Origin of the sequence: Thalassoglobus neptunius (assembly GCF_007859735.1) — a bacterium.
Classification (GTDB): Bacteria; Planctomycetota; Planctomycetia; order Planctomycetales; family Planctomycetaceae; genus Thalassoglobus; species Thalassoglobus neptunius.
In genome coordinates this window covers 1-23,109 of record NZ_SIHI01000049.1, presented here as the reverse complement: position 1 = coordinate 23,109, position 23,109 = coordinate 1, and the positions used below count along the sequence as shown (strand labels likewise).

Annotated in this window: 14 protein-coding genes; 4 read left to right on the top strand and 10 right to left on the bottom strand. The window is 52.8% G+C overall.

Annotated features, from left to right (window positions below):
- Positions 1–21: 21 nt before the first annotated feature.
- The 3 genes from KOR42_RS27975 to glnD are packed head-to-tail and all read right to left on the bottom strand — an operon-like array spanning position 22 to position 4,362.
- Complete coding sequence (locus tag KOR42_RS27975) at positions 22–519, bottom strand: tRNA-queuosine alpha-mannosyltransferase domain-containing protein (protein WP_197441498.1); 498 nt, start codon at positions 517–519, stop codon at positions 22–24.
- A complete protein-coding gene (locus tag KOR42_RS23130; protein ID WP_197441497.1) occupies positions 516–1,664 on the bottom strand; it encodes a glycosyltransferase family 4 protein in 1,149 nt (382 codons plus the stop codon). Before KOR42_RS23130 ends, KOR42_RS27975 begins: the two co-directional genes overlap by 4 nt.
- Positions 1,665–1,668: 4 nt before the next feature.
- Positions 1,669–4,362, bottom strand: a complete 2,694-nt coding sequence (glnD, locus tag KOR42_RS23125; protein ID WP_197441496.1) for a [protein-PII] uridylyltransferase — start codon at positions 4,360–4,362, stop codon at positions 1,669–1,671.
- Between the two features lie 253 nt (positions 4,363–4,615).
- Between glnD and KOR42_RS23120 the strand changes: the two genes are divergently transcribed.
- Entirely contained in the window at positions 4,616–4,996 is a 381-nt protein-coding gene (locus tag KOR42_RS23120; protein WP_146512209.1) for an SET domain-containing protein, read from the top strand.
- Positions 4,997–5,027: 31 nt separating this feature from the next.
- Here KOR42_RS23120 and KOR42_RS23115 read toward each other — a convergent pair whose 3' ends face one another.
- On the bottom strand, positions 5,028–6,236 hold the full coding sequence (locus KOR42_RS23115) for a S1C family serine protease (protein WP_231741091.1): 1,209 nt from the start codon (positions 6,234–6,236) through the stop codon (positions 5,028–5,030).
- 246 nt (positions 6,237–6,482) lie between these two features.
- Positions 6,483–8,357: a 1,4-alpha-glucan branching protein GlgB gene (gene glgB, locus KOR42_RS23110; RefSeq protein WP_146512208.1), complete on the bottom strand. Its 1,875-nt coding sequence runs from the start codon at positions 8,355–8,357 to the stop codon at positions 6,483–6,485.
- A 470-nt stretch (positions 8,358–8,827) separates the two neighbouring features.
- Between glgB and fabZ the strand changes: the two genes are divergently transcribed.
- A complete protein-coding gene (gene fabZ / locus KOR42_RS23105) occupies positions 8,828–9,280 on the top strand; it encodes a 3-hydroxyacyl-ACP dehydratase FabZ (RefSeq protein ID WP_146512207.1) in 453 nt (150 codons plus the stop codon).
- On the opposite strand, the gene KOR42_RS23100 is transcribed toward fabZ, so the two are convergent.
- The 5 genes from KOR42_RS23100 to KOR42_RS23080 form a co-directional block, all read right to left on the bottom strand.
- On the bottom strand, positions 9,260–10,354 hold the full coding sequence (locus KOR42_RS23100; RefSeq protein ID WP_146512206.1) for a mandelate racemase/muconate lactonizing enzyme family protein: 1,095 nt from the start codon (positions 10,352–10,354) through the stop codon (positions 9,260–9,262). The two genes, fabZ and KOR42_RS23100, sit on opposite strands and share 21 nt — an antisense overlap.
- 17 nt (positions 10,355–10,371) lie before the next feature.
- Positions 10,372–13,221 carry a c-type cytochrome domain-containing protein gene (locus tag KOR42_RS23095; RefSeq protein WP_146512205.1) on the bottom strand — a complete coding sequence of 950 codons (2,850 nt, stop codon included), beginning with the start codon at positions 13,219–13,221 and terminating at the stop codon, positions 10,372–10,374.
- Positions 13,222–13,285: 64 nt separating this feature from the next.
- Positions 13,286–16,777 (bottom strand): hypothetical protein, encoded by a 3,492-nt coding sequence (locus tag KOR42_RS23090; protein ID WP_146512204.1) that lies wholly within the window; start codon positions 16,775–16,777, stop codon positions 13,286–13,288.
- A gap of 166 nt (positions 16,778–16,943) precedes the next feature.
- On the bottom strand, positions 16,944–19,436 hold the full coding sequence (locus KOR42_RS23085; RefSeq protein WP_146512203.1) for a DUF1549 domain-containing protein: 2,493 nt from the start codon (positions 19,434–19,436) through the stop codon (positions 16,944–16,946).
- A gap of 304 nt (positions 19,437–19,740) precedes the next feature.
- Entirely contained in the window at positions 19,741–20,760 is a 1,020-nt protein-coding gene (locus KOR42_RS23080) for a D-2-hydroxyacid dehydrogenase (RefSeq protein WP_146512202.1), read from the bottom strand.
- A 342-nt stretch (positions 20,761–21,102) separates the two neighbouring features.
- Between KOR42_RS23080 and KOR42_RS23075 the strand changes: the two genes are divergently transcribed.
- Together KOR42_RS23075 and KOR42_RS23070 are read left to right on the top strand one after the other, a co-directional pair.
- Positions 21,103–21,888, top strand: coding sequence for an N-formylglutamate amidohydrolase (locus KOR42_RS23075; RefSeq protein ID WP_146512201.1), 786 nt, complete (start codon positions 21,103–21,105; stop codon positions 21,886–21,888).
- Positions 21,885–22,985, top strand: coding sequence for a DUF1704 domain-containing protein (locus KOR42_RS23070; protein WP_146512200.1), 1,101 nt, complete (start codon positions 21,885–21,887; stop codon positions 22,983–22,985). Before KOR42_RS23075 ends, KOR42_RS23070 begins: the two co-directional genes overlap by 4 nt.
- Positions 22,986–23,109: the final 124 nt, after the last annotated feature.

The window sequence follows — 23,109 nt, the reverse complement described above, 5'->3', positions numbered from 1 at the left end:
CAAATCGAGCGAACCCATGATCTATGTGGCTTCCATTGGTCGCATGCTCCGCCGCTTAGCTCCTTCACCCAACCAAGCTCCGTTCAAATACCGACTTACAGCATGAAGAGGATTCCGGATAGGCTCTGAGAGGACGGAGATGAAATTCGTCATTGCGAAATGTAAGTCGCGTTGAACGGACTCGGAATCGCCTCGGGAAGGGTAGGAAAACTGGTTCTCGTGAAAGTAAATCACTGATGGAAGGTCGGCGACGTCTTTACGAACTAATCCTTGAAACTCCGAAAAGTTACACATGTCGGTGGCAAACACAATGTCCCAGCTTTGGTTTCCCAGGTCGTTCACTTCGAACGCAAACGATGCTGCAGCATGACGCATTCTCCACTTCCAATGAGAGGGAGGAAGTGTGAGAACCGTAAACTGATGCCGGCTTCGTTGATTCCATCCATCAAGAAAGGCGCGATGACTCCCTCCATGGAAAGGGTTCAGCGCCAGGACTTTTAATGACTTTCCACTGTTCAATTTGAGTCTCGCGAGTTTCGAAGAATGTCCTTCCAAAATTGAACGGTTTCCGAAGCGCGATCGGCGATATTGAATCGCTGTTGGATCGAACTTTGAGCGGCCGACAGGAGATCCGTGCGACGTTGGGGTTCGTTATAGAGCTGACTCATCGCCTCAGTGAGTTGGTCAATGTCTCTGGGCTCAACGAGAATGGCTGACTGATTGTGAGTCAGAATTTCTTCGGTTCCTCCAACACGAGTCGCGATGATCGCAACTCCGCTTGCTGCTGCCTCTAGCAATACGCGGCCGAGTGGTTCTTGCCGGGCAGTATGAACGAGCAAGTCTGTTTCATTTAAGAGTTCAGGAATTCTTTCACAGAACCCAAGTCGATGGAATCGGTCATTCAGCCCAGCTTCATGGATGATCTGATCGAGACGTTCATCGTAAGCGATGGTTTCGCTCTTTTGAGAGTGACGCTTGCCGACGAGCAGGAAATGCATCTTCGGGTATCGACTTCCTATTCGGGAAAACGCTTCGACCGCCTCGTCCTGTCCTTTTCGAAGACAGATTTGACCGATCGCAGCGACAAGAAACGCATCTTCTGGAAGGTTATACCGCTGTCGAAAATTGTTCGAAGAAGTTCGTTGTGCAAACTGATCGAAATGAATTCCATTATAAATTGATTGAACTTGATGTTCGGGGATGCCGGCAGCGATCCAGTGTTCGCGAACAGCCTCCGAAACAGCGATTAGCGATCGGTTGAGCGAAAGATCGCGAATCGTGGCTTGAGAGACGTTCATGATGTCTCGAATATGTCCGGTCGTCGGGACAGGAAGTGTGTTTGAAATTCGACCGAGTCTCCGGCTCATCATCATGCTGTTGGCATGCACAAGTTCGAGTTTCTCAAGCCGAATCACATCGCGAAGCCGCTGTGAGAGTTCATCGTTTGTGAGCTTCGATGAACGATCGTCTGACTCGTAAAGTCGACAGACAGGAAGGTTCAGTTTCAGAAACTGGTCTTCCAGTGGACCGGGCTGATTGAGGATCGCAACAGGCTGTACGTCCATACTTCGGGCTTCATCCACGACAGCCAGGATTGAGTTTTCGCCGCCATTGATCGTGGAATACTCGAAAAGAAGTCCGATACGCATTGAGAGAGAATACATTCCATCACTTGGAAGATTTTTCGAATTGTCGATAGTCTTGCTGCCGGAAGTTGTGGAGTGCTTCCATGAGTCCTCCCCGAATCTGACGAAGTCGCTCTTCACCCCGCAAGCGTGTCCGATTCTGTTCCTGGACGTAAAAGACATCCACAATCTGATCGAAGTGGGTCGAAATCTTCGCCATATTAATAGAAACGTCCATTTGATAAAGCGCCCGAGTTAATGTGTATAATAAACCGGGGCGGTCTGTTGCGAAGACGTCGATAATCGTTCGGGAGTCCGAAGAGTCATTATCGATGTTAACGCGATCAGTTAATCCGGACGCAGGTTCCGAAGGGGGAGAGGCACCGAATCGACGGTTCATGCGGAAGAGTTCTTCCACGGTGATCTCTTTCCAGAGGACTTTTCTCAGCAACTGTGCAACTTCAACGACGCGACTCCGGGGCGGTTCTCCGTCGAAGTCCGAATCGATCACCCGGAAACTGTCGACGACAACTCCATTCGTCGTTGTGTTGATGTCGGCCGAGATAATCGCGAGTCGTTTGGCGGTCAGGACTCCCGTCATTTTGTGAAAGCAGTCTGCCTGCATCGTGTCGTTTGCAGTCATGACACGATACTCCATCGATCCAGTCGATGCGTCCCAACTGGCGATCACTTCGACCCGTTCGTCATCGAGGCTGACAATCACCTGAAGGTCATCAGCAATCTGTTTAGGGGGCGTGCAGGTGAGATAATAGGCGGAGAATCCGGTCAGAAGTTGACTGATTCGACCGGCCGCATCCGAGCTGACTTTGCGGTCCTGAAGAATGGTTCGCACGGATTCCTTAACCGACGAAATGCGTTGCTGTTCGTGGTAGGAGTACCGCTTTCCGCTCAAGATGACCAGACAACGATCGTAGAGTTCCGTCAGGAGGTTTTCTTTCCATGTATTCCATGTTCCGGGGCCCACGGCTGATACGTCAGCGATGGTCAACGTGTAAAGCATTCTCAGGACATCAGGAGATCCGATGTCGCGGCTGAAATTGAGGATCAACTGTTGGTCGGTGATATCACGTCGGAACGCCAGGTCGGCCATCACCAGATGTTGCCGCACGAGGAGTGACATCTGTTCGATTTGATAGTCCGGCATGTGGAGTCGCTTGCCGACGTCGATTGCAATTTCAGCACCGATCACGCTGTGATCGGTGTTCATCCCTTTCCCGATGTCATGGAGAAGAACGGCGAGGTGCAGAACTTCCTTGTGGCGAATTTCCTGATAAGCAATCCCGGCGGGGCCATCGTTGCGTTCGAACCGTGTTGCGTTCTCGATGGCCCGCAATGTGTGTTCATCCACCGTGAAGTGATGATACTGGTTGAACTGAAGGAGATTGCGAATGTGCGTGACTTGAGGGATGACGACATCGAGCAGCCGAGTTTGGAACATGCTTCGCAGAATGGGGCCCAGTGCAGATGTACATTGGAAGATCTCGACCATCGTCTTTGCCGCGCGGGGTGAGAGTTCGGCGGGTGACTCAGGCAGATTTTTCTTAATCGCTTCGGCCACTTTCGGCGAAGGAAGAACATTATAAAGGGCAGCGGCTTTGTAGAGATGGAGCATCGACTCCAGGCTTCCGCAGACAGATTTTAAGTGTCGGTCGGCAACTTCGATTCGATCGGAGCTGACGTAAAACATCCCTTCCGCCCGATGACCGACGACGATATCTCGCGTTCGCTCGGCAATTGATCGAGGACGTTCCAGTGCAACGAACCGACGGGTGATGGCGGCCAGTTCGGAGCTGTGATGAAAATACTCCTGCATGAAGATTTCGACCGGCCGCTGTCCGTTCTGAGAGTCGTAATTTCGCTCGTCAGCGATTCGCAGCTGTTCGTCTCTCGTGAGTCGATCGTGTTCTTTCCCCGCAGAAAGGTGCAGATCGATCCGCAATCGCGTCAGGAATTCCCATGCAGCTTTTAATCGCCTCGCATCAGACTTGGTGATCGCACCTTTGAGTCGAAGCGAGTCGATGTCCTTCACTCCGTAGCGTGCGAATCCGATCCACCGAATGAGGTGAAGGTCACGTAAGCCACCTGAGGAAGTCTTGATATCCGGTTCGAGTTCCTGAGCAGGGGGGCCGTACTCGGACCAGCCGACTTCCCGAGCGGCGATGCAGTCGTCGATGAATTTCTTTCGTCGCGAGAATAAAACTCGCTGTTTGAACTGGGTCTGAAGCTTTTCGATGAGCCGTTCATTTCCCCAGAGCCAACGAGCCTCGACAAGTGGTGTCGCGATTTGAGGATCTTGCCGGGCAAATGCGAGGCAGGTGGTGATGTCGCGAGTCGAATTGCCGATCTGAATCTTCGCATCCCAACAACTCTGGACGAATTGTGCGACGAATTCAAAGAACGCGGGATCGGTGCCTCGCTCATGCAGGAAAAGCAAATCGATGTCGGAAGAGGGGGCCATGTCCCCCCGTCCCGTCCCTCCGATGGCGACGATGGCTCCTTCTTGAAGCAGTGTTTGTTGGAGAGCTTTGGGAAACTCATTCAGTTTGGCATTCGCAAGATTCACGAGAAAGTCATCGAAGGACTCACTGAGAAAAGCTGCGATCTGCAGACCTTGCGCTCCTGATTCAAAGAGCGATTGAGCCTTGTTCCGGATCTCAATCACCCGTTTCTTGAGGGCGTCAATCTGCTGAAATGTAGGAGTTGTCCCTGGCGACATATCAAATTCGACTGGTTTGAAAAGGAGTTTGAACTGTTCACATGTGTTGAAAGCGGTCCGGAAACAAACTTTGAATTGTACAAAGTCCCGAAAATGATCGATCTGGAAGTTTTGGACGCGGTCTGGAAATGAGAACAGATGTTCTGGCATTTTGTCGAGGAGTCGGACTGCCGACCACCCACTTCCTTGATTTAGGGGCGCATTTCATGATGATACGTCGCGAGATGAACCGTTCGAGGAGAAGAACACCACTATGGCGACACGTTTTGAACATTCCACGCTGGTCGAGATCAAGAAATCACCGAAGCGTGGACGAGGAGTCTTTGCCAAGCAACCGATCAAAAAAGGCGAGGTGATCGAATGCGTTCCGGTTCTCATTGTCACTTGGGACGAAATCGCAGACTCTGAACTCGCGGACTACGCGTTCACCCTGACGGAGAAGAAAGTCGGGATCGCTCTCGGGTATGGTTCCATGTACAACCACAGCTACAAGCCCAACGCTCGTTACGACGACGAAGGCCGTCAGACGAAAGTCTTCTCCGCGATCAAGAACATCAAGAAGGGTGAAGAAATCACCGTCAACTACAACGGCGACCCTGAGAATCAGGAAGAGGTCGATTTCGACGTTGTGTAGACAGTCGGTTTAAGAGTGAGTCGGTTTGGGGTCAGATCCCGAAACCGTCGGTGTTGCGAACGTTTCCGCCAAGTGTCACGGCGATTTCGTGGATGGCTTTGTCGCGGAGAATGGTCAGCGTCACGATATCGCCCGGTTTCTTGCTTTCAATCAATCCCAGAAACTCGGCGGCGGTCGCAACAGGTTGTTGATCGACTGCGATAATGACATCAGCAGCGGATCGATCGACCAGAATGACGGGACCTCTTCGAGAAACTGCCGGACCCCGAATTCCCGCCTTTTCCGCTGGGCCTCCCTCAGTCAGGCGAGAGACTCTTAAACCCTGATCGGTGACGGTCACGTGAGTGATACCGATCTCTCCGCGAATCACGCGTCCATGCTCAATCAATTCCGGGACGACGCGGCGGATCAGATTGACGGGAATGGCGAATCCAATCCCCGCACTTTGTTCGACTCGACTTGCGATTGCGGTATTCATGCCGACAAGTCGACCATGCGTGTCAATCAGCGGTCCGCCCGAATTCCCCGGGTTGATGGCAGCATCAATCTGAATGATCGACTTGATAATCCAGTTTCGCTGGACTTCAAGTGTTCGGTTCAAGCTGGAGATCATTCCCTGACTCATCGTCCGTTCGAGTCCGAACGGATTCCCCAGCGCGAAAACTCGCATGCCGACGCGCAAGGTGCTGGAATCTCCGAAAGACACCGGAAACAACTCTTCGGAAGGGGCTTCAATTTTGATGACAGCAATGTCGTTGACGGGGTCAGCACCCACGAGTGTGGCGGGGTAAGTTTCCTCGTTATATAAGGTGACGTTGACGTGTTGTGCACGTTCGATGACGTGAAAATTTGTGAGGATATGACCCTTCCCGTCAAGAACTGCTCCGGAGCCATTCCCTTCTTCTGTCGATCTCATGAAGAATCGATCTGAGCGGAGTCCGAGCGTGGAAATATTGACGATGCTGCGATTGCAGTTCTCGTAAACAGCGACGTTGATGGCTTCGTCCGGAGTCAGCCCGTCTGGGCCGTAGAACTCAGCCGCGACTCCGAGTGCGTTTTTCTGGCGGTCTCTAACGAGAATATCCGGCGTTGAAAGATTCGCAGGAGGTTGAGTGTTCGGCGATGTTCCCGGTGTTTGTTGAGGAACAGTGAGCACATCCTGGCCATGGAGGGCGAAACCTGAATTCATTGTTGACGCCAACAAAACCAGGATGAAAAGAATGTCGATTCGTGTTCTCATCTTCTCTCTCCAATTCACTCCCGTTGAGAAAACGGTGACTTCTTCCCAGGCCGTTTATGGAATAATGCGATCCCGCCGAAAAGGTCAAGTCCGATGTGTCGCAATTTGCGAAGCGCGATGATTGCCTGTGAGAGGCAAAGATCGAGAGTCAGGTGAATCGCTGCCGAGGGGTCAGCCGCAAGTCATTCCCCGGAACGAAACTCTCATTCGGCGAGGAACGATGGCGATGAATTCTTCTGACTGAGGCTATGCCTTTTCGGTAGTCGACGTTTCTTTTCGAGTCGGTTCAGCACGCATGATCAGCATTCCGAGCGGAGGAAGGGTGAGCTGAATGCTGTCTGCCATTCCGTGCATTGGGGTTGGTTCTGACTCAACTCCTCCCCCGTTGCCGACATCCGTTCCGCCGTAAAGTTTGGCATCGCTGTTGAGGAGTTCCTTGTAGAATCCGGAACGTGGGACTCCGACGCGATATCCCTCGCGTGGCACAGGGGTCATGTTCATGACGATAATCAAAGCTTCTTTGCCTTCGGACGAATAGCGTGCAAAAACGTAAACGCTATTCGCAGCATCATCCGCCTGAATCCAGGAGAACCCTTCCGGTTGATGGTCCAGCTCGTGCAGCGCGGGATGCTTGATCACGAGATGATTCAAGTCGTGGACGAACCGCTTGACACCGCCGTGCGTGTCGAATTCCAAGAGTGACCAATCGAGTTGGGCATCGTGATTCCACTCAGTCCACTGGCCGAACTCGCCACCCATGAACAGCAACTGCTTGCCCGGAGTCGTTCCCTGATATCCAAGGAGAAGCCGCAGATTCGCGAACTGCTGCCACTGATCTCCAGGCATCTGTGAGATCAAGGAGCGTTTCCCATGCACGACTTCATCATGCGAAAGTGGCAGCATGAAGTTCTCGGTAAATGCATACAGGGATCGGAACGAAAGTTGGTTCTGGTGGTGCCGTCTGTGAATGGGATCCAGCTGCATGTACTTGAGTGTGTCGTTCATCCAGCCCATGTCCCACTTCAAGCTGAATCCGAGCCCGCCGTCGTACACGGGACGACTCACTGCCGGCCAGGCGGTCGATTCTTCCGCAATCGTGAGGATGCCAGGAAATTCACCGTGAAGCGAGGTATTGAAGTCTTTGAGGAACTGGATCGCTTCAAGGTTTTCACGGCCGCCGTATTTGTTCGGAATCCATTCCTCGGCCTCTCGGGAGTAGTCGAGGTACAGCATCGAAGCGACGGCATCGACCCGGAGTCCATCGACGTGGTACTTTTCGCACCAGAAGCGGGCGCTCGAGAGCAGGAAGTCGCGAACTTCCGTCCGCCCGTAGTTGAAGATGTAGGTGTTCCAGTCCGGGTGGAATCCCAGTCTCGAATCCTGATGTTCGTAGAGTGAGGTTCCGTCAAATTGGCCCAGGCCGTGTCCGTCGGTCGGGAAGTGGCCGGGAACCCAGTCGATCAACACTCCAATACCAGCTTGATGGCATCGGTTCACGAACGACATGAAGTCGATCGGCGTGCCGTACCGACTTGTGGGGGCGAAGTAGCCGGTCGACTGATAGCCCCATGACCCGTCGAACGGGAATTCTGTAATGGGCATCAATTGTAGATGAGTGAATCCCATGTCGGACGCATATTCAATCAATCGATCCGCAAGTTCTCGATAGCTGAAGTATTTCCGATCGTCGCCCGGTCGCTTCCATGAGCCCAGATGAACTTCATAAACATTGATCGGTGCCGAGAACCAGTTTCTCTGGCGACGTTCATTCATCCACGAATCATCACTCCATTGATAGGTATCAAGGTCGTAGATGATGGAAGCTGTCTTGGGTGGGATTTCCGCATAAAACGCGTACGGGTCGGATTTCTCGATAATCTCACCCGACTGCATGCGGATGCTGTACTTGTAAGCTTCGCCCGCTTCCATTCCGGGAACGAACCCGCTCCAGACACCGGAGTCGCTCGAGTTCAAATAGAATGCGCCGTGTTTCCATCCGTTTCGATCACTGACGACGCAAACTTCTTTTGCGTTCGGCGCCCAGACCGCGAACCGGGTGCCTGATGTTTGACCATCATCAATGATGTGGGCTCCAAGCCAATCGTACGCTGTACAGTTCATTCCCAGCCTCGCTCGGATTCTCAGTAACGATCGTCCGGGGTCCTGTTTCTAGTCCGTCGAGGTGCTTTCTCAGTTCTCCAGAACTCAGAAAATCAGTGCGGATCTGTGGCAGACACCCTGAACACGTCAAGCTGTCGGTCTTATCTGGTCATTTCAACGAAGATAAAATTGTTGATCTGCCGTAACAACGCCACATCGGCACGTAACGTCAATGGTCACCAATTCCATAACGTCAATTGCTCGCGATAGTATCAGTCATTCCCAAGTGGTGCAATTCGTGTCTTTGACGCAATGGTTGCAGCGAATGCGTCTCTTGTCCGCTGTGAAATGAGTCAGGAATCCGAATCCTCATCAGATTGCTCGCGTGCGATCAGATAGAGTCACCAGCAAAGTCACCAGTTGTTCTTCGATCGCGTCCGGTCTACGATCCCGGTTGAAACGAGTCTCTGATTCAAGAAAGCATTTCGGCAATGACCGCCTCAGATTTTCGAAGCCTCGACCGCGATGAAATCCAGAAGCTGATTCCTCATCGTGATCCGTTCTTATGGCTCGACAGAGTCGTCGAGATGAACGACTCCAGAATTCATGCGCAGAAACTCGTCGATCAGGATCTCGACGTTTTTCGGGGCCACTATCCTGCCTTTCCGGTTCTCCCGGGGGTGCTTCAGTGTGAAGCGGCCTTTCAGGCTGGGGCTGTGCTGATCGCGCAATTCATGGATTCTGAGACAAAAGATGTGCCTGTCGTCACACGTCTCAACAACGTTCAGTTTCGAAAGATGGTCCAGCCCGGCCAGACTTTGGACATTGAAGTGACGCTCACCGAAAAGCTGGCGAATGCTTACTTTCTGCAAGGGAAGGTCTCTGTCGACGGCAAAGTGACCGTCCGTCTTGAGTTCGCGTGCTCACTCGCCAAAACGTCCTGATTGATCGCTTCTCAACACTTCCCTGACACACGGAGCATCGGGATCGCATCGAACTCCGAAGCCGGGCAGGTCGGTGATCTGAATTGTTCCCTGCCGGATTTCGGGTTGCCGGATCACCCATTGCATCCACGGACGTCCTGATTCAGCGAGTCGTTCGATGGGAAGAGCAGCGATTGCGTGAAGTGCCCAAACTTCGGATCCTCGATGCGGGACGACTTTGACTTGACGGTCTTGAGCGAGTTCAATCAATTGCAGAAGCGGAGTAAGTCCCACCATCCAACAGACGTCAGGTTGAAGAATTTGATAGTCGCCGCGTTGTAGTGAAGCTTCGAACTCTGCCAGAGAATAGAGATGTTCTCCCCCGGAGATTGTGACGGGACATTCATCGCGAAGTCGGGCGTAGCCCTCGTGGTCGTCCAGCGGGAGTGGTTCTTCGAGCCATACGAGTTGAAGGTCTGAGACTTCATGAGCGAATGCGAGTGCGGTCTCGACATCCCAACTCATCCAGGCATCGACCATCAGATCCCGGTCCGCCCCGATTTTTTCTCTCGCCTTTCGAGTCTCCTCGATCCATTTCGGGAGCCAGTCGCGAAGAGTGGCATCACTCTTGCCGTTTGTTCCGAGATGCAATTTGACGCCGGACGACGCTCGGCTCACTTCTTCCGGGACTTCTCCCCAGACCGTCTGATACGTGGGGATTGGTGATTCGAAGTCGCAGTCAGAAGACAGCAAACGCGCGACCGGCTGATGACTGAGGTGCCCCTGCAGGTCCCACAACGCGAGGTCCACTCCACTCAGAGCCATCATTCCGATGCCGGACTGTCCGACCGTCAGCAAAGACTTGTGCAATCGCTTCCAAATGGACTCGATCTGTTCAACGTCGCGGCCGATCAACTGCTCTCGAAAGAGGGCATTGACGATATGAATTCCCGAGAGGCCTCCGCCCCCAACTCCATATCCCACGGTGCCATCTTCGGCGGTCACTGTGACGAGAATCTGACCGAACGATGTTCGCCAGTCGGGCGGCGAATTTTTAGAAATCGGCTGGCAAGCTTCGACGGAACGAATTCTCATGGAATGGGCCGCGGCAACTATTTCTGAACGGTTTCCGATGAAGGAGCAGGAGGAGAAAATGATTGCAGCAGCGCTCCATCTTTTCCATTCCAAACTCGGACGATTCCATCTTCCCCAGCCGCGATGACCAACGATTCGTCGTCAGTGGAGAGCACGGAATACAGGTAATCTTGAGAACCGCCAAATGTGCGGAAATTGCGTCCATTCTCAGCAGTGTGGAATTTGGCATTCTGGTCGCCGCTGCAACTGATGAGGTTGTCGGTAATGCCTACAAACTGAATCGAGGTTACCTGTTTTGCATAGTTCGAGATTGTTCGCACCTGCTCGCCTGTTTCGGCATTCCAGATCTTGATTGCCAAGTCAGCCCCACTACTTGCAAGTCGGCTTTCGTCTGCTTTGAAGGCGACGCCCAACACATGGTCTGTATGTCCTTCGTACGAACGGACAAGCGATCCGTCTTCAACTCGGAACACTTTGACAAATTTGTCGGTGGCACCCGAAACGATTTTCTCTCCAGTGCGAGAGAACTCGAGATCGGTGACTGTGTCGCTGTGGGCATCTTCAATCGTACGGATCTTCTCACCGGTGGATGTGTTCCAGAATTGCAGTTCTCCGCTTCGAGACGGTTCACCGCCTCCGGTGGCAAGAGTTTCTCCATCAGGATGAAAGGCGAGCGCCATCACACGATCTTGGAATGCCGACTGAGACACGTTCAATGGTGAATCGCCATCGACTCCCAGCACTCGACTCAGCTTCCATCTGGGGGTGATGTCCCAGCTTCGGACTGATCCGTCGGACGAAACCGTCAAGAACGACCCCGAAGCTGTCCATTGTGAGGAAACAAGATCATTCGACGGAATCGGGATGAGTCCCAAACCCTGACCTGTCGAAGCGTTCCAGACTTGAGTTGGCTGATTAGGGCCACTTGAGATAAGGCGGTTGCCATCCTGATCGAATACGATCGACTGTGGCGAAGATTGGAAAGCTGTGACAGCAGCCTGAGCTTCTGAGAGTGAAGTATCTGCTTGTTGAAGCTTGGAAGCAGCTTGTTCTTTCTGTTGTTGACGTCCAGCAACTTGATCTTTGCCCAATTGCACAGATTGCTCGGAAAGCTCAACGGCTCGCGCTGCTGAATCGACCGCATCCTTCGAGGCTTGGCGATTGTCCTGTGCGGTTTTGAGAGCTTTTCCGGTCTCTTCGACCTGTTTCTTCAAGGCTTCGTCGTCAGGTTTCTCAGCGAGTTTTGTGTTGGCTTCGTCGGCTGCTTTCTGGGCGGCGTCGAGAGCGGTTTGCTTTTCAGCGAGGTCCTTATCGGCCTTCTCTTTTTCCTCTTGAGCCTTCTTGAGTGACTGTTCCCGGTCGGCGAGATCTTTCTGAGTGTCGGCCAAGGCTTTTTCTGCAAGGTCAAGCTGAGCTTTGGCAACTGCTTGATCGTCTGTTGTTCTCTTCAGAGCACTCGACAATTCCTGGTTCCCGCTGATGTCAGCGAGCTTGTCACCCTTGCGATTCCAGGCGCGAGTCACTCCGTTGGTTCCGCTTGCTGCAATCAGTTGTCCATTCGGGGAAAGGGCGATATTGGTGAGTGGAACGTCGACGCTGCGAAAGAAGATTTGCTGACCGGTTTCCAAATCCCAGAGCCTCACCTTTCCTTCGTCGATTCCGGTCAAGAGCGTCTTGCCCGCCGAATCGAGTTCGAGATGTTGAACTGCAGAAGTATGCCCACTCAGCGTGTGAACGGGCTCCGGAATTGGTTCGCCTTCGGGAATTGCTTGGCTTGCCGTCTCCGGTTTCCAGACTCGAATCGTGTGATCCGCATGCGCAGTGATCACTTGCTGTGTCGCGGGTGAGTACCCGACCTTCAGGATTACGGACTCCGTTTTGAGTCCCGGTGTGACTGTCAGATCCGAGAGGTCGATGAAGGTGATCGTTCCGGATTCCCCGCCCCCGATCAGGGTTTGAGTCTCCTTCCCGAATGCGATGGATGTCAGACGTTCCCCCTGTTGAGGGACTGTTCCGATCAACGTGTTGTTGGCCAGATCCCAGATCGAAATTGTTCCATCCGTCAGCAGGAAGGCCGCACGAGAACCATTGATGTCGTTAGCGACTTGAGAAACTCCTTGCTCGGATCGTTGGTTCCAGAGTTCCTGCGGGGCTTCCCGGTCCCAGATTTTCACAACGCGAAATCCTCCAGAAGCCAATCGGCTGCCATCGGCGTTAATCGCCAAGGAATGAACGAAGTCTCGGTGCGCGACGCCGGGGCCATAGAGCGGACCATCAACCGACTGGATTGACTGAAGTGCTGGATCGCTGAGGCGGCTGAATTGCTGACCGGTGAGGATATCGTAAACGAAGATACGATTTCCGCGACCTGCGAAGATGAACTGACGAGTGGGGTCCAGAGCGAGGCTGTAAACCGCTTTGAAAGATTCGGGAATCGGTTGCCACGCGAGAGTGGTTTCGACATACCGTTCACCAGCCCGGGCCCCTTCTTCGATCCACTTTCGGAGCAGTCCCAGTTCCTGCGGCGTCAGCGCTTTAGCTTGAGCCTTGTTCGGCAACGGCGGCATGACAGGTTCGTCAACACGGGCAGCCACGCGATAGAGATAACTCTCGTCAGGGTCGCCGGCAATGACTGCTTCGCCACTGAGTCCTCCCTTCAGGATCGCTTCGGCGTTTTCCAGAATGAGATCGTTCTCAGCGACCGCCGAGCTATGACATGCCAGGCATTTGCTTTCGAGGATCGGATAAATGTCGCGATAGAAATCGACTTCGCGATTCAGGTCAGGCTCGACCGGAGTGATTCCCTCTTCTGCAATAATCGAAAATGCAGGAGTCAAAAACAGCCAAACGATGAGCATCGCACGCATTGTCAGTATCTCAGTTCGGAAGGACTTCAAATTGGTTGGGGCAAGCTGGGGCGGAGCGACAGTGTTAATTCACGATTTCGATCTCGACCGGTTCGTCGACTTCCGCTGTTCCGGAAAACTCCATTGTTGCTCGAACGACGACATTGCTGACTTTCCCGGCGCTCGCCGATTCCGTGGCGCGGACGGTCAGAGTCGCTGTTGTCTGGTCAGCGGGAATTTCAACGGGATCGCAAGCGAGAGGGGACTGATCAGTTGTCGGGAAAATCGTGAGCGTTAACGGACCAGCGAAGCCATTTCTTCGAGTCACGGTCACCGGAATCTCGAGCGATTCTCCCGGCTTCAGTTTGCCTCCGTTGTTTGCTTTTGCACTGAGTTTTACCGGACCTGTCAGGACTTCGATGACGATAGGAGTCGACGGTGGCGTAAAGTTGATGTTGGCTGCCTTCGACGCTTTCTCTGCGTCGGCGGATCGTTTCTCGGCGTCCTTTCGAGTCTTTTCACTCGATGCTGCCGCAGCAGTTGCTTCACTCAGGTTCTTGTCAGCGACCTGAAGTGCAGTTTCAGCCGCTTTGAGATCGGCCGTTGCTTTCTGAATCGAATTGTCAATGGTCTTGGATTGTGCACGGGTTTGATTCAATTGCTCGGTGATTGCACCTAATTCTTCAGTGGCTTTCTGGGATTCTGCTAAAGACGCTCGGAATTTGGCATCTGCAGCGGCAACTCTCTCTCTCAACTCATTGATTTTCTGTTTCGATTCGGGTGTCTGTTCCTGAATCTCAGCTTCAAGTTTTAAGAGTTCTCCTTGAGCTTTTCGAAGTGCAACTTCATCTTCGGCAGCTGTCAGTTGAGCCTGGTTTGTTGAGAGAGACTTCTGCTGGTGTGTCGCAGTCTGTTCCTGAAGTGCGGCAGCGATCGACTGCTGCGAACTCGTTAAGTCCGCCAATGTTTTTTTTGCAGCTTCGAGAGTCGCGACCGATTGTTCCTTTGCAGCGGCTGCTTCAGATTCGCGTTGCTTCGCAGCTTGAGCGGCGGCAGTCGCTTGTTCGAAAGCCTGTTTCAGACGATCCGCCTTCTGCGGATTTCGTCGATAGGAAACCTGCCCCTGAGATTTCAGCCAGGCGACATAATGACCCGGCGGAGTGTTCTCTTTGACGAAAATTCGCATTGTGGCCGAATCTGCACCTTTGGGGATCTCCGCATTCGGAAAGTCAATATTCGCACTCTTTGGCAATCCTTGCGGTGTAAGCGTGACTTTCTCGTCGAATGACATTCGCTTTGCGAGATGGATCGGCAGAAGTACTTGTCGGCTTTGATTGACAGTGATGCGATGAACATCCGTCGTCAACTGAAAGGGTGCCGGTTCGTCCATCACAGAGACATTCAGAGCACTGGTCAGTCGACTGATTGCAGGAACGTTGGCTGCACTACTCCAAACGATTGTTCCGACACGCACGGGTGCTTCGATATTTCTTCGAGCAGAATGAAAGGCAGCTTCAGCTTCCGCGACTCTCTCGGCATTCGATGCCAAAGTCGCTTTCGCTGCTTCCAGCTCTTGAGTTGCGGCACTTAGCTGTTGAGTCAGGCTGTCAACTTCCGAGCGGAGTTTGGCGATTTGCTCAGACGGACTCTCTGCCTGGGGTTGTTCTGCATTGGCTGCTTCGGCTTCAGTCAGTTGTTGATTGGTTGCACTCAGTTGAGCATTCAATGCGTCGAGCTTGGCCTGTGATTCTGCAACGAGTTTTGCTGACTCTTGATGAGCGGTGCGAGCCGATTCGAGGACTTTCCACAGGTTCGGATCATCGATTGTGGTGCGGTAAGACAGCGTCAGCGGATGTAACCCGGAAGCTGTATTTTCGTTTGCTTCGATAACAATCGTTCCTGACGTTTGACCCTGGCCGATCGTGACATCCCGACAGCTAAGCCCTTCGGGAAGATTTGTTGCGAACACTTCGACGGGGTCGTTGAAGCCATCGCTTCGAAAGAGAAGAAGCGACACAGGAAATTGGTCACCTTTGCGGAGGCTGACCGGCCATGTCTGTCCCGCTGTCGGAGCGTCTGGAACGGCAATCACTCGAACATCCGGATACTGCTTCCGGATGGAGAGAGCATACCGCAGCCTTGGGTTACCGCGTGTTTCCCAGTAACGATCTCTCACAACAGCTTCGTAGAGACCATCTTCACCAACTTCGAGTCGAAAGACTGGGTCGTCTGACTGGGTTTCGAAGGTGTTGGCGAGAAGGTTGGTTCCGGTGTCATCTTGTGCTGTGATTCGTTGAACCGATTCCGTTCCATCGGGATTGGAAGTGATGCGATTCACAATCAGGAGAGGATCTCCCAGAGTCTGTAACCGTTCGGAGATCGCTTCGAGATACCAAACGTCGCCAGCTTTGGCGGAGAACCGAAAAGCATCGCTGTCACCCGGAGCACTGAATTGACCGCCAATCACGACAGGAGCATTAACGAGTTGAGCTGAGGTGCCTTCCTGATTGGGCTCCGTTTCCAAAGTGGCAGGAAGCGGAGTGAGGCCGAAAGTGATTGGATTCGAAACTCGATCGTTGCTTGTGAATCGATAGGTGAAGCCATCGGTCCCTGATGCGAGCGGGGCAATTCGATTTTCAACACTCAGCTGAAGTGCATGTTCCGGAGCGGAGACATCAACAGTTACGGACTCCAGACGCGATCCGTCGACCATCTGATCGGTCAACTGGCTGCCACTCAGGTTGTATCCGAAGATTTGAACCGGAGCTGTCGAACCAGCTGTGAGGTACGGGGGTAGCGCGAACTCGATTTGCGGTCCATCATGAATGTGGAGCCGGTAGTAAAAGTTCGGTCCGTTGCGGAACGTGATGTCGTGGAGACGAAGAAGGTACTCGCCATCTGCGGGGACGTCGAAGGCGAACGTGCAATCTCCTGAGCCAGATGCCTGTTTCCATTTCAGTCGGTGGCGTCCGGTTGCGTCGTAAACAGCCAAAACCGGTTCCGTTTGGGAATCGATACTCGCCGTGGCACACGACAAAATCACTCGCTGCAGGGCAGAGCCTTGAAAACGAAACCAATCGACATCGTTCGCACCGTCGAGTCGTCCATCGACGACACAATTCATCGGGATCGTTGCCGCTGCTTCAGGGGCATTGTTGCCTTCTTTTTCAAGAACAGTCGGGTCGAAGTCAATTGCGAATCGCCTTGGATTGCTGAACCCCCACAGTCCGCCAACTCTGGCTTCTACAGTCCCTGCGGGAATATCCTCCGGAATCGTAACGATGAACGTGTTCGGGACGGGCGATTCTCGTCCCATTTCGCCGGTCATTTTCTGACGCGTTTGAATACGGAGATCCGAAAAAATCAGAGTGTCAATTTCTTCGAGATCCGTTCCGGATGCGACGCGAACTTCAAACTCTTGTCCGATCGTTCCTCCGCTCGGGGAGAGAGAATTTAACCGCGTTTGAGGAAGTTGCGCTGAGGCGATTTGCAGGTGTGAACTGAAAACGAAGAGCAGACTGAGAAAACGAAACGGAACTCTTTGAACGAGATGCCGGTCGGCGAATAACAAACTCATGGTGCAGTCTCGGTGGGACGTAACAACGCAGTTCGGTGGCGGGGTGAGTCGTGTGGGTATTGTTCGATGAGGCACTCAAGTTTTCGCACGAGCGAATAGACCCGGACGGTGAGTGAAACCGGTCAGGACCGGAGTGTGTCATCGGCTCTCTGTCGCTGTTGCAACGTTAATGGTTGAACAGAAACTCCTTCGTGTTAATCAGTGCCCAGAGGATGTCTTCGTAAGCGATTCGTTCGTTGTCTGGATGTTGGTCAATGTGGTTGAGAGCGATCTCTTTCTCGGACGCGTCCGGTTCGCGGGCGTAAACCCATCGATACAGTTCTCGAATTCGATCTTCGTGCGGACGATCGGTTTGAGATGCAAGCTGCACAGCCCGACCGGAATCGCTGCCGATCTTGTTTTGGACTTCGCTGCTGTTGAGCAGGTGCAAGCTCTGAGCGAGATTTGCTTCCTGCGAACGTTCACATTCACAGGCTGTGTCGCCTTGTGGCTGACCGAAGACCTTCAGGAAGTAAGGGCCAACGGATGAGTCCGGCAGCTGAATCGAACGCGTTCCGGCCGGCATCCCTGAAAAGGTCTCACTGGTATTGGTGACCTGATGGAACGCATCGTACAGCGATTCTGCTGTCAGGCGTTTGGGGTAATAGCGAGAGAAGTTTTGCTTGTCCTTCAAATTGTATTCGTTAGGAAACGCCGTCAGCTGGTAGGCAGACGAATTGCAGATCGTTCGGACAAGTTCCTTGAGATCGAATCCGCTGGCGATGAAGTGTCGAGCGAGTGCGTCGAGTAGTTCCGGGTTGGATGGGGGATTCGTCTCACGCATGTCGTCTTCTGGCTCAACGATTCCGCGACTGAAGAAGTGCTTCCAGTATCGATTCACAAGTGACTTTGCGAAGAAGGGATTATCGACTTCGGCCATCCAGTCGGCGAGCTGAATACGCGGGTCGCGATCAGCGGGAATTTCCAAAGGAGCGTCTCCGAGCGGAGTCGGTTCGAGAACTTCTTTGCTTCTCGGATTCTGTGCCTGAGCGACCCCTTCGTTATGAAACACACGACGATCACGAGAACGCGTCAGCCGTTCCGCCCCGAGGCCTTTTTTCCCGACACGGCTGAAGAAAGCGGCCATGCCGTAATAGTCGTTCTCGCTCCACTTCTCGAATGGATGATGGTGACACTTCGCACACTGAATGCGAATTCCGAGGAACAGTTGAGCGACGTCCTCGACCTGTTGGCTCGAATCGGAAACTTCGCGATACCATGTCACAGCTGGGTTCCACTGCGGATCGCCAGAAGCGGTAATGATCCGGGAAACCATCTCGTCGTAGGGAGTGTTGTCGTAGAGTTGATTCCAGATCCACTGGTGGAAGGTGTACGTACCCGCCTGATCCTCATTTTGTCGCTTCTTGTTTCGCAGAATCATGTTCCACTTGTTCGCGAAGAAATCGGCATACTCCGGGCTATCGATCAATCGGTCGATGACGTCGGAACGCTTGTTCGGCGAACTGTCCGCAAGAAAGCTGACAACTTCCTCTTCTGTTGGAAGTGTGCCGGTGATGTCCAGATAGACTCGTCTCAGGAACGTCGAGTCATCGGCCAAAGGTGAGGGAGGAACTCCAAGAACTTGCAGCTTGTTGAAGACTGCTTCGTCAATGAAATTTCGGACTGGAGGAGTTTCAGAAACGGTCGCACCCAAAGGAATCGTTGCGCGAAACGTTGCCACTTGTCCTTGATAGCGGGCCATGATCGCGACTTCACCGGACAAGTCGAGAGTTGAGACAAGCCCTGTTTCCGAGGACTCAGCCAACTCAGCGTCATTCGGTTCGAACAGCGCCATCCGCGTGACATCTTCCTGGGTTCCGTCGCTATACGTGGCGTAGACCGTCACCTGCTGCTGATCATTGTTGTTGAGAACGCGTCCCGGTGGATAGCACTCGATTCCGACAACGACGGGATCCGTTTCCTCACCGTACGGCATTCCCTGTTCGATCCAGCGCCGTAAGACTCTGTACTCATACGAGTCCTTCTCCATCCGTTTTCCACCACCGTGAGGAGACTCTCCAATCGGTTTGGTCAACAGAAGGCTTCGTTCCGGAGCAGGGGGAAAGACACGACGTCCGCGACTTTCTTTCACGAGGAACTCGTAGTCGTCTCGCGGATAGAAACCGAGAAGTGAAAGCTTGAATCCGTTTTGTCCGCTGGCCTTCCCGTGACATCCACCCCCGTTGCAGCCGAGTTTGGTAAAGATCGGGACAATCTGGTTTTTGAAGTTGATTGGCTTTGTCCCGGCGAAGTCGGAAACATGCACCGTTGCCGAAGTCGAATGACTTCCCAGCGTCGCGGTGACTGTCGCGCTTCCATCGCTTTTGGGAGTCATCAGCCCGGTTTCGTCAATTGACAAAACGTTCTCGGGAGAGACGGTGAATTCGACAGCACGTGTGAGGTCTTTGGTCGAACCGTCCTGAGTGAGTCCCGTAATCAGGAGTTGGACGCGCGCGTCTTGACCGGTGATCCTAAGTTCATCACCCGTTTGCGGTCCCACTTCAAGCCGTGTGACTTCTTCAACAGGGACTTCCGAGGACGTCCCATCGAAGGCAATGACAGTGTTTGCGAGGAAGCAAGCTGCGGTAAGAGCCAAAGTCATCGAAGAACAGGATTTCATTCTCCAACCTCATTGTTGAATTCGGAGTAGACAGGCGGTGCGCTGTCGTTTCCGGCGTGGTCAGATTGTTCGAGTGAGGTTGCGACGGCATGAAATGAAATGGTGCCGCGGAAACCTCATCGGGGGTGGTGTGGTGTCAAACAGGTGGGTGGCAGTCATTGGCTGGCGGGTATTTCTGGTATTTGGATTCCCAAACTACCAAGTTTCTTCAAACATATCATAGTTCATTGATTGACCACGGACCAGTGGACGACCGCATTCCGGATGAAATTTGAAAGACGATCGGTTGGCATGGAATCATTGGTCAGAACCAGGATGATTTATCAACGAGTGTCAGTGGCGGTTCGCCTGCACAGTGTCGACGAACGTTCTCAGCGAGTTGCTCAAGATGACGTTCCGGAATTTTGGGTGATGCAGCTGCAACGTGCGGAGTAATGATGACATTCCGCAAACTCCACAATGGGTGATTCTTCGGAAGTGGTTCTTGTTCCAAAACGTCCAGAGCTGCTCCTCCGATTTCACCTGATTGAAGAGCGTCCGTTAATGCATCGAGCTGAACGATCACTCCTCGACCGACATTGATCAGCCAGGCACTGGATTTCATCCGACGGAACTGTTCCGGTCCAAACAGTCCTTCGGTCGCGGGTGTGTGCGGAGCAGCGATGACGACAAAATCGCTCACAGCGAGCAGCTCATCGAGACGTTCGGTCGGCCAGACAGGAAGATTGATTTCTTCGACCAATCGACAGACTGGATCAACGCCAAGAATGTTGAGTCTGAACGCTTTGGCTCGTCGACAAATTTCCGATCCAATCCCGCCGACGCCCACGACACCCAGCGTGCAGTCGGAGAGATGCAGGTGAGCGCGATCAATGTCTTTTTCTTGTCCCGGGCCATCAAAGAGAGTGGAATGAGTCGATTGACCTCCAACGGGCAACCAATCTCCCTCTGACTGCTGTCTCACATAGATATGAAGATTGCGGGCTGCCATCAGAACCAGACCCATCACATGATCAGCGATCACGTCTCCAAAGATTCCCCTCATGTTGCTTAGCTGACAGGGATGCTCAATCAGTTCGGGGAAGATGTAATGCTCAAGGCTTGCAGTCGGAGACTGGACCCAGCTGAGTCGCTTTGAAGCACTCAAGAGTGACGGAGTGATCTTCCCGTAAAACCCGGTTGCATCTGCAATCTCTAAGTGGGCTTCTTCGTCTGACAGACAATTGACGACGGGCACGTCTCCGGCCGACTCTCGCAAAACGTGCAGACGTTTCTCATCGATCGGAGGAAACAGGACGATCTTTCGATTTGGTTGGTTGGTCAATCCGCTGCCTTCATGGAGGTGACGTGAGCACGATCGAATGTTTTGCGGTACCGATGTCAGGTGCTCTCGAAAAAACTATTGAAAGTATCCTGTTCTGAAATCTCGCCGACAAGGTTCTCATGAAATGAACTTTGGCCCCACCCTTCACAATTCTCGACAAACGCCTGAGAAGCTGGTTCGACAACCGACAGATTGATCGATTTGAGCGCGTGCGGACCATTCTTCCATCCAGAAACAGCGGAAAGCTTCAGCTGTTCACGTAGGCACAGAAATTGCCAATTCTCATCGCCGAAGTGTTTCAAGCGGTCGTTCGACAAGTTCATTTCGTCTCAAGGTGAGAAAATGGCGATTTCAACACATTGCGTATTTCATCGCGGGACAAGCCCCATTGTCGCAGCTGCGGTCCACAACGGACACGACACTCGTGAGGACGTTGCCGACCATCTTGCGATCGATGAGCAAGTTCAACTGCGAGAAGAAGATCCGATGACCGGTGAGTGGTCGCAAATTGCGAAAACGCAAATCGTCGGCCTTCGGTCTCGGTTCGAAGTCGACCTCAACCGTCCCCGTGATAAAGCGGTTTATGAAACTCCGAGCGAAGCATGGGGAATGAATGTCTGGAGCACACCGCCAGACGAACAAATGATTCAAGAGTCTCTTCGCGAGTACGATCAGTTCTATAGCGACGTACACCAACTTCTCTCCGAACTGGTGCAGGATTTCGGTCGGGTCGTGGTTTATGACCTGCACACTTACAACCATCGTCGACGAGGGCCGTATTCCCCGCCCGCTGACTCACTCTCAAACCCCGAAGTTAACGTCGGCACCGGGACGATGGATCGAGAGTTCTGGGCGCCTGTGGTTGATCGTTTTATTGAAGATCTGCGTTCATTCGATTTTCACGGTCGGCACTTGGATGTTCGAGAGAACGTCAAATTTCAGGGAGGATATTTCGGCGAATGGATCCATTCACAGTTTCCCAAACAGGTCTGCTCGATTGCGATCGAGTTTAAAAAGATGTTCATGGATGAATGGACTGGTGAAGAGGATCCGCGTGAAGTTGAGAGCATTTATCGGGCATTGAGGTCGACCCTTCCAGGAGTGCGAACAGCATTGGAGGAGATGTGATTGACCAAACTTCCAACGTGAAATCCCACGAAGACCCTCATCTCGGAACGGACGTCGCGGATCAGTATGCGCAAGTCGCCGAAGTTGTCTGCGAGAGATTGGCAGCAAATCAGCGCGTTCGGAGAAATCTTCCGGACGGCGGACGAATCAGAATCGATCGGCAACTTCCGTTCCTCTGTGTTTACCGGCATCCCCCGGAGCAGAGCGGTGATGGAGCACGTGAACTTATTACGACCGAAGCGTCCTATCTCTTCGCTTCGGGAGACCCGCAGCACCATGATGGACTGGTGATGTTATGTAAGAAAATCATGGCAGCGATGCGCGAGCACTTCGGAACTTTCCTGCTGATCGAAGTCTGGGAGCAACCGCCGGATGTCCATTCAATTGATGATCGAATCTTATTCGAAATCATTTCCGCCGATTGCGATTCGATCCCTTCGACGATTCAAACGATGTGCTCCGCACTTGAGAAAATTTCCATCAAGCGGCAATCGGCGGAAGTTGTCGTACGTCAAAACAAACCCGTTTGCCCACCGGGGCTCAGTTCGCTTAACCTCGACTGCACCGATCCCCAATCTGCGGGGTGTTGTTCAATCGGGCTGACTGTGAATCCGATCTATCGCGATTCCAGCAGCCAGGTTTTATTTCCAATGGTGTTGCAAGCCTTGCGAAGGCAACTCACGATTGCCATTCGGCGAACCGTTGCGCAGTTCACGGGAAGTCGAACCGATGGAGAAGGCAGCATCAACTCCGCAGCGTATCATGAGTTCGGGCCGTCGACCCTCGTGAAGGCAGCCCGCCTGGTTGATCAGCAACTCTCGGATATCTCGGAATCGTTCGATTTTCTTCTTCCGGTGACTCCGACAAACACGTCGGAGGCAGAGCAGTCGTTTCAAAATTCGGGTTGTGAATGTGCACCGAATCTTAATTACCGTCCGCTTCCATATCATCCGAATCTCCTTAAACGTCAACTATTCGGGATTGAAATTGAGAGAATTGAAGATCCGACGCTTGCTCATCTCTGCTGGGAGAAACAGGAAGAACTCGACAGAAAGCTGACCGCACTCAGAGGCTATCCGGAAACTGAGGTTTTGTGAAAGTCTGGTTTTGTTCACACTTTGCGGTTCATCAACGCAAAGGAGTGCACGGTGTCCGAGGCGATTCGAAAAGCGTACCCAAGTGACCTGACTGACCTTCAGTGGGAGATGATCGAAATGATTC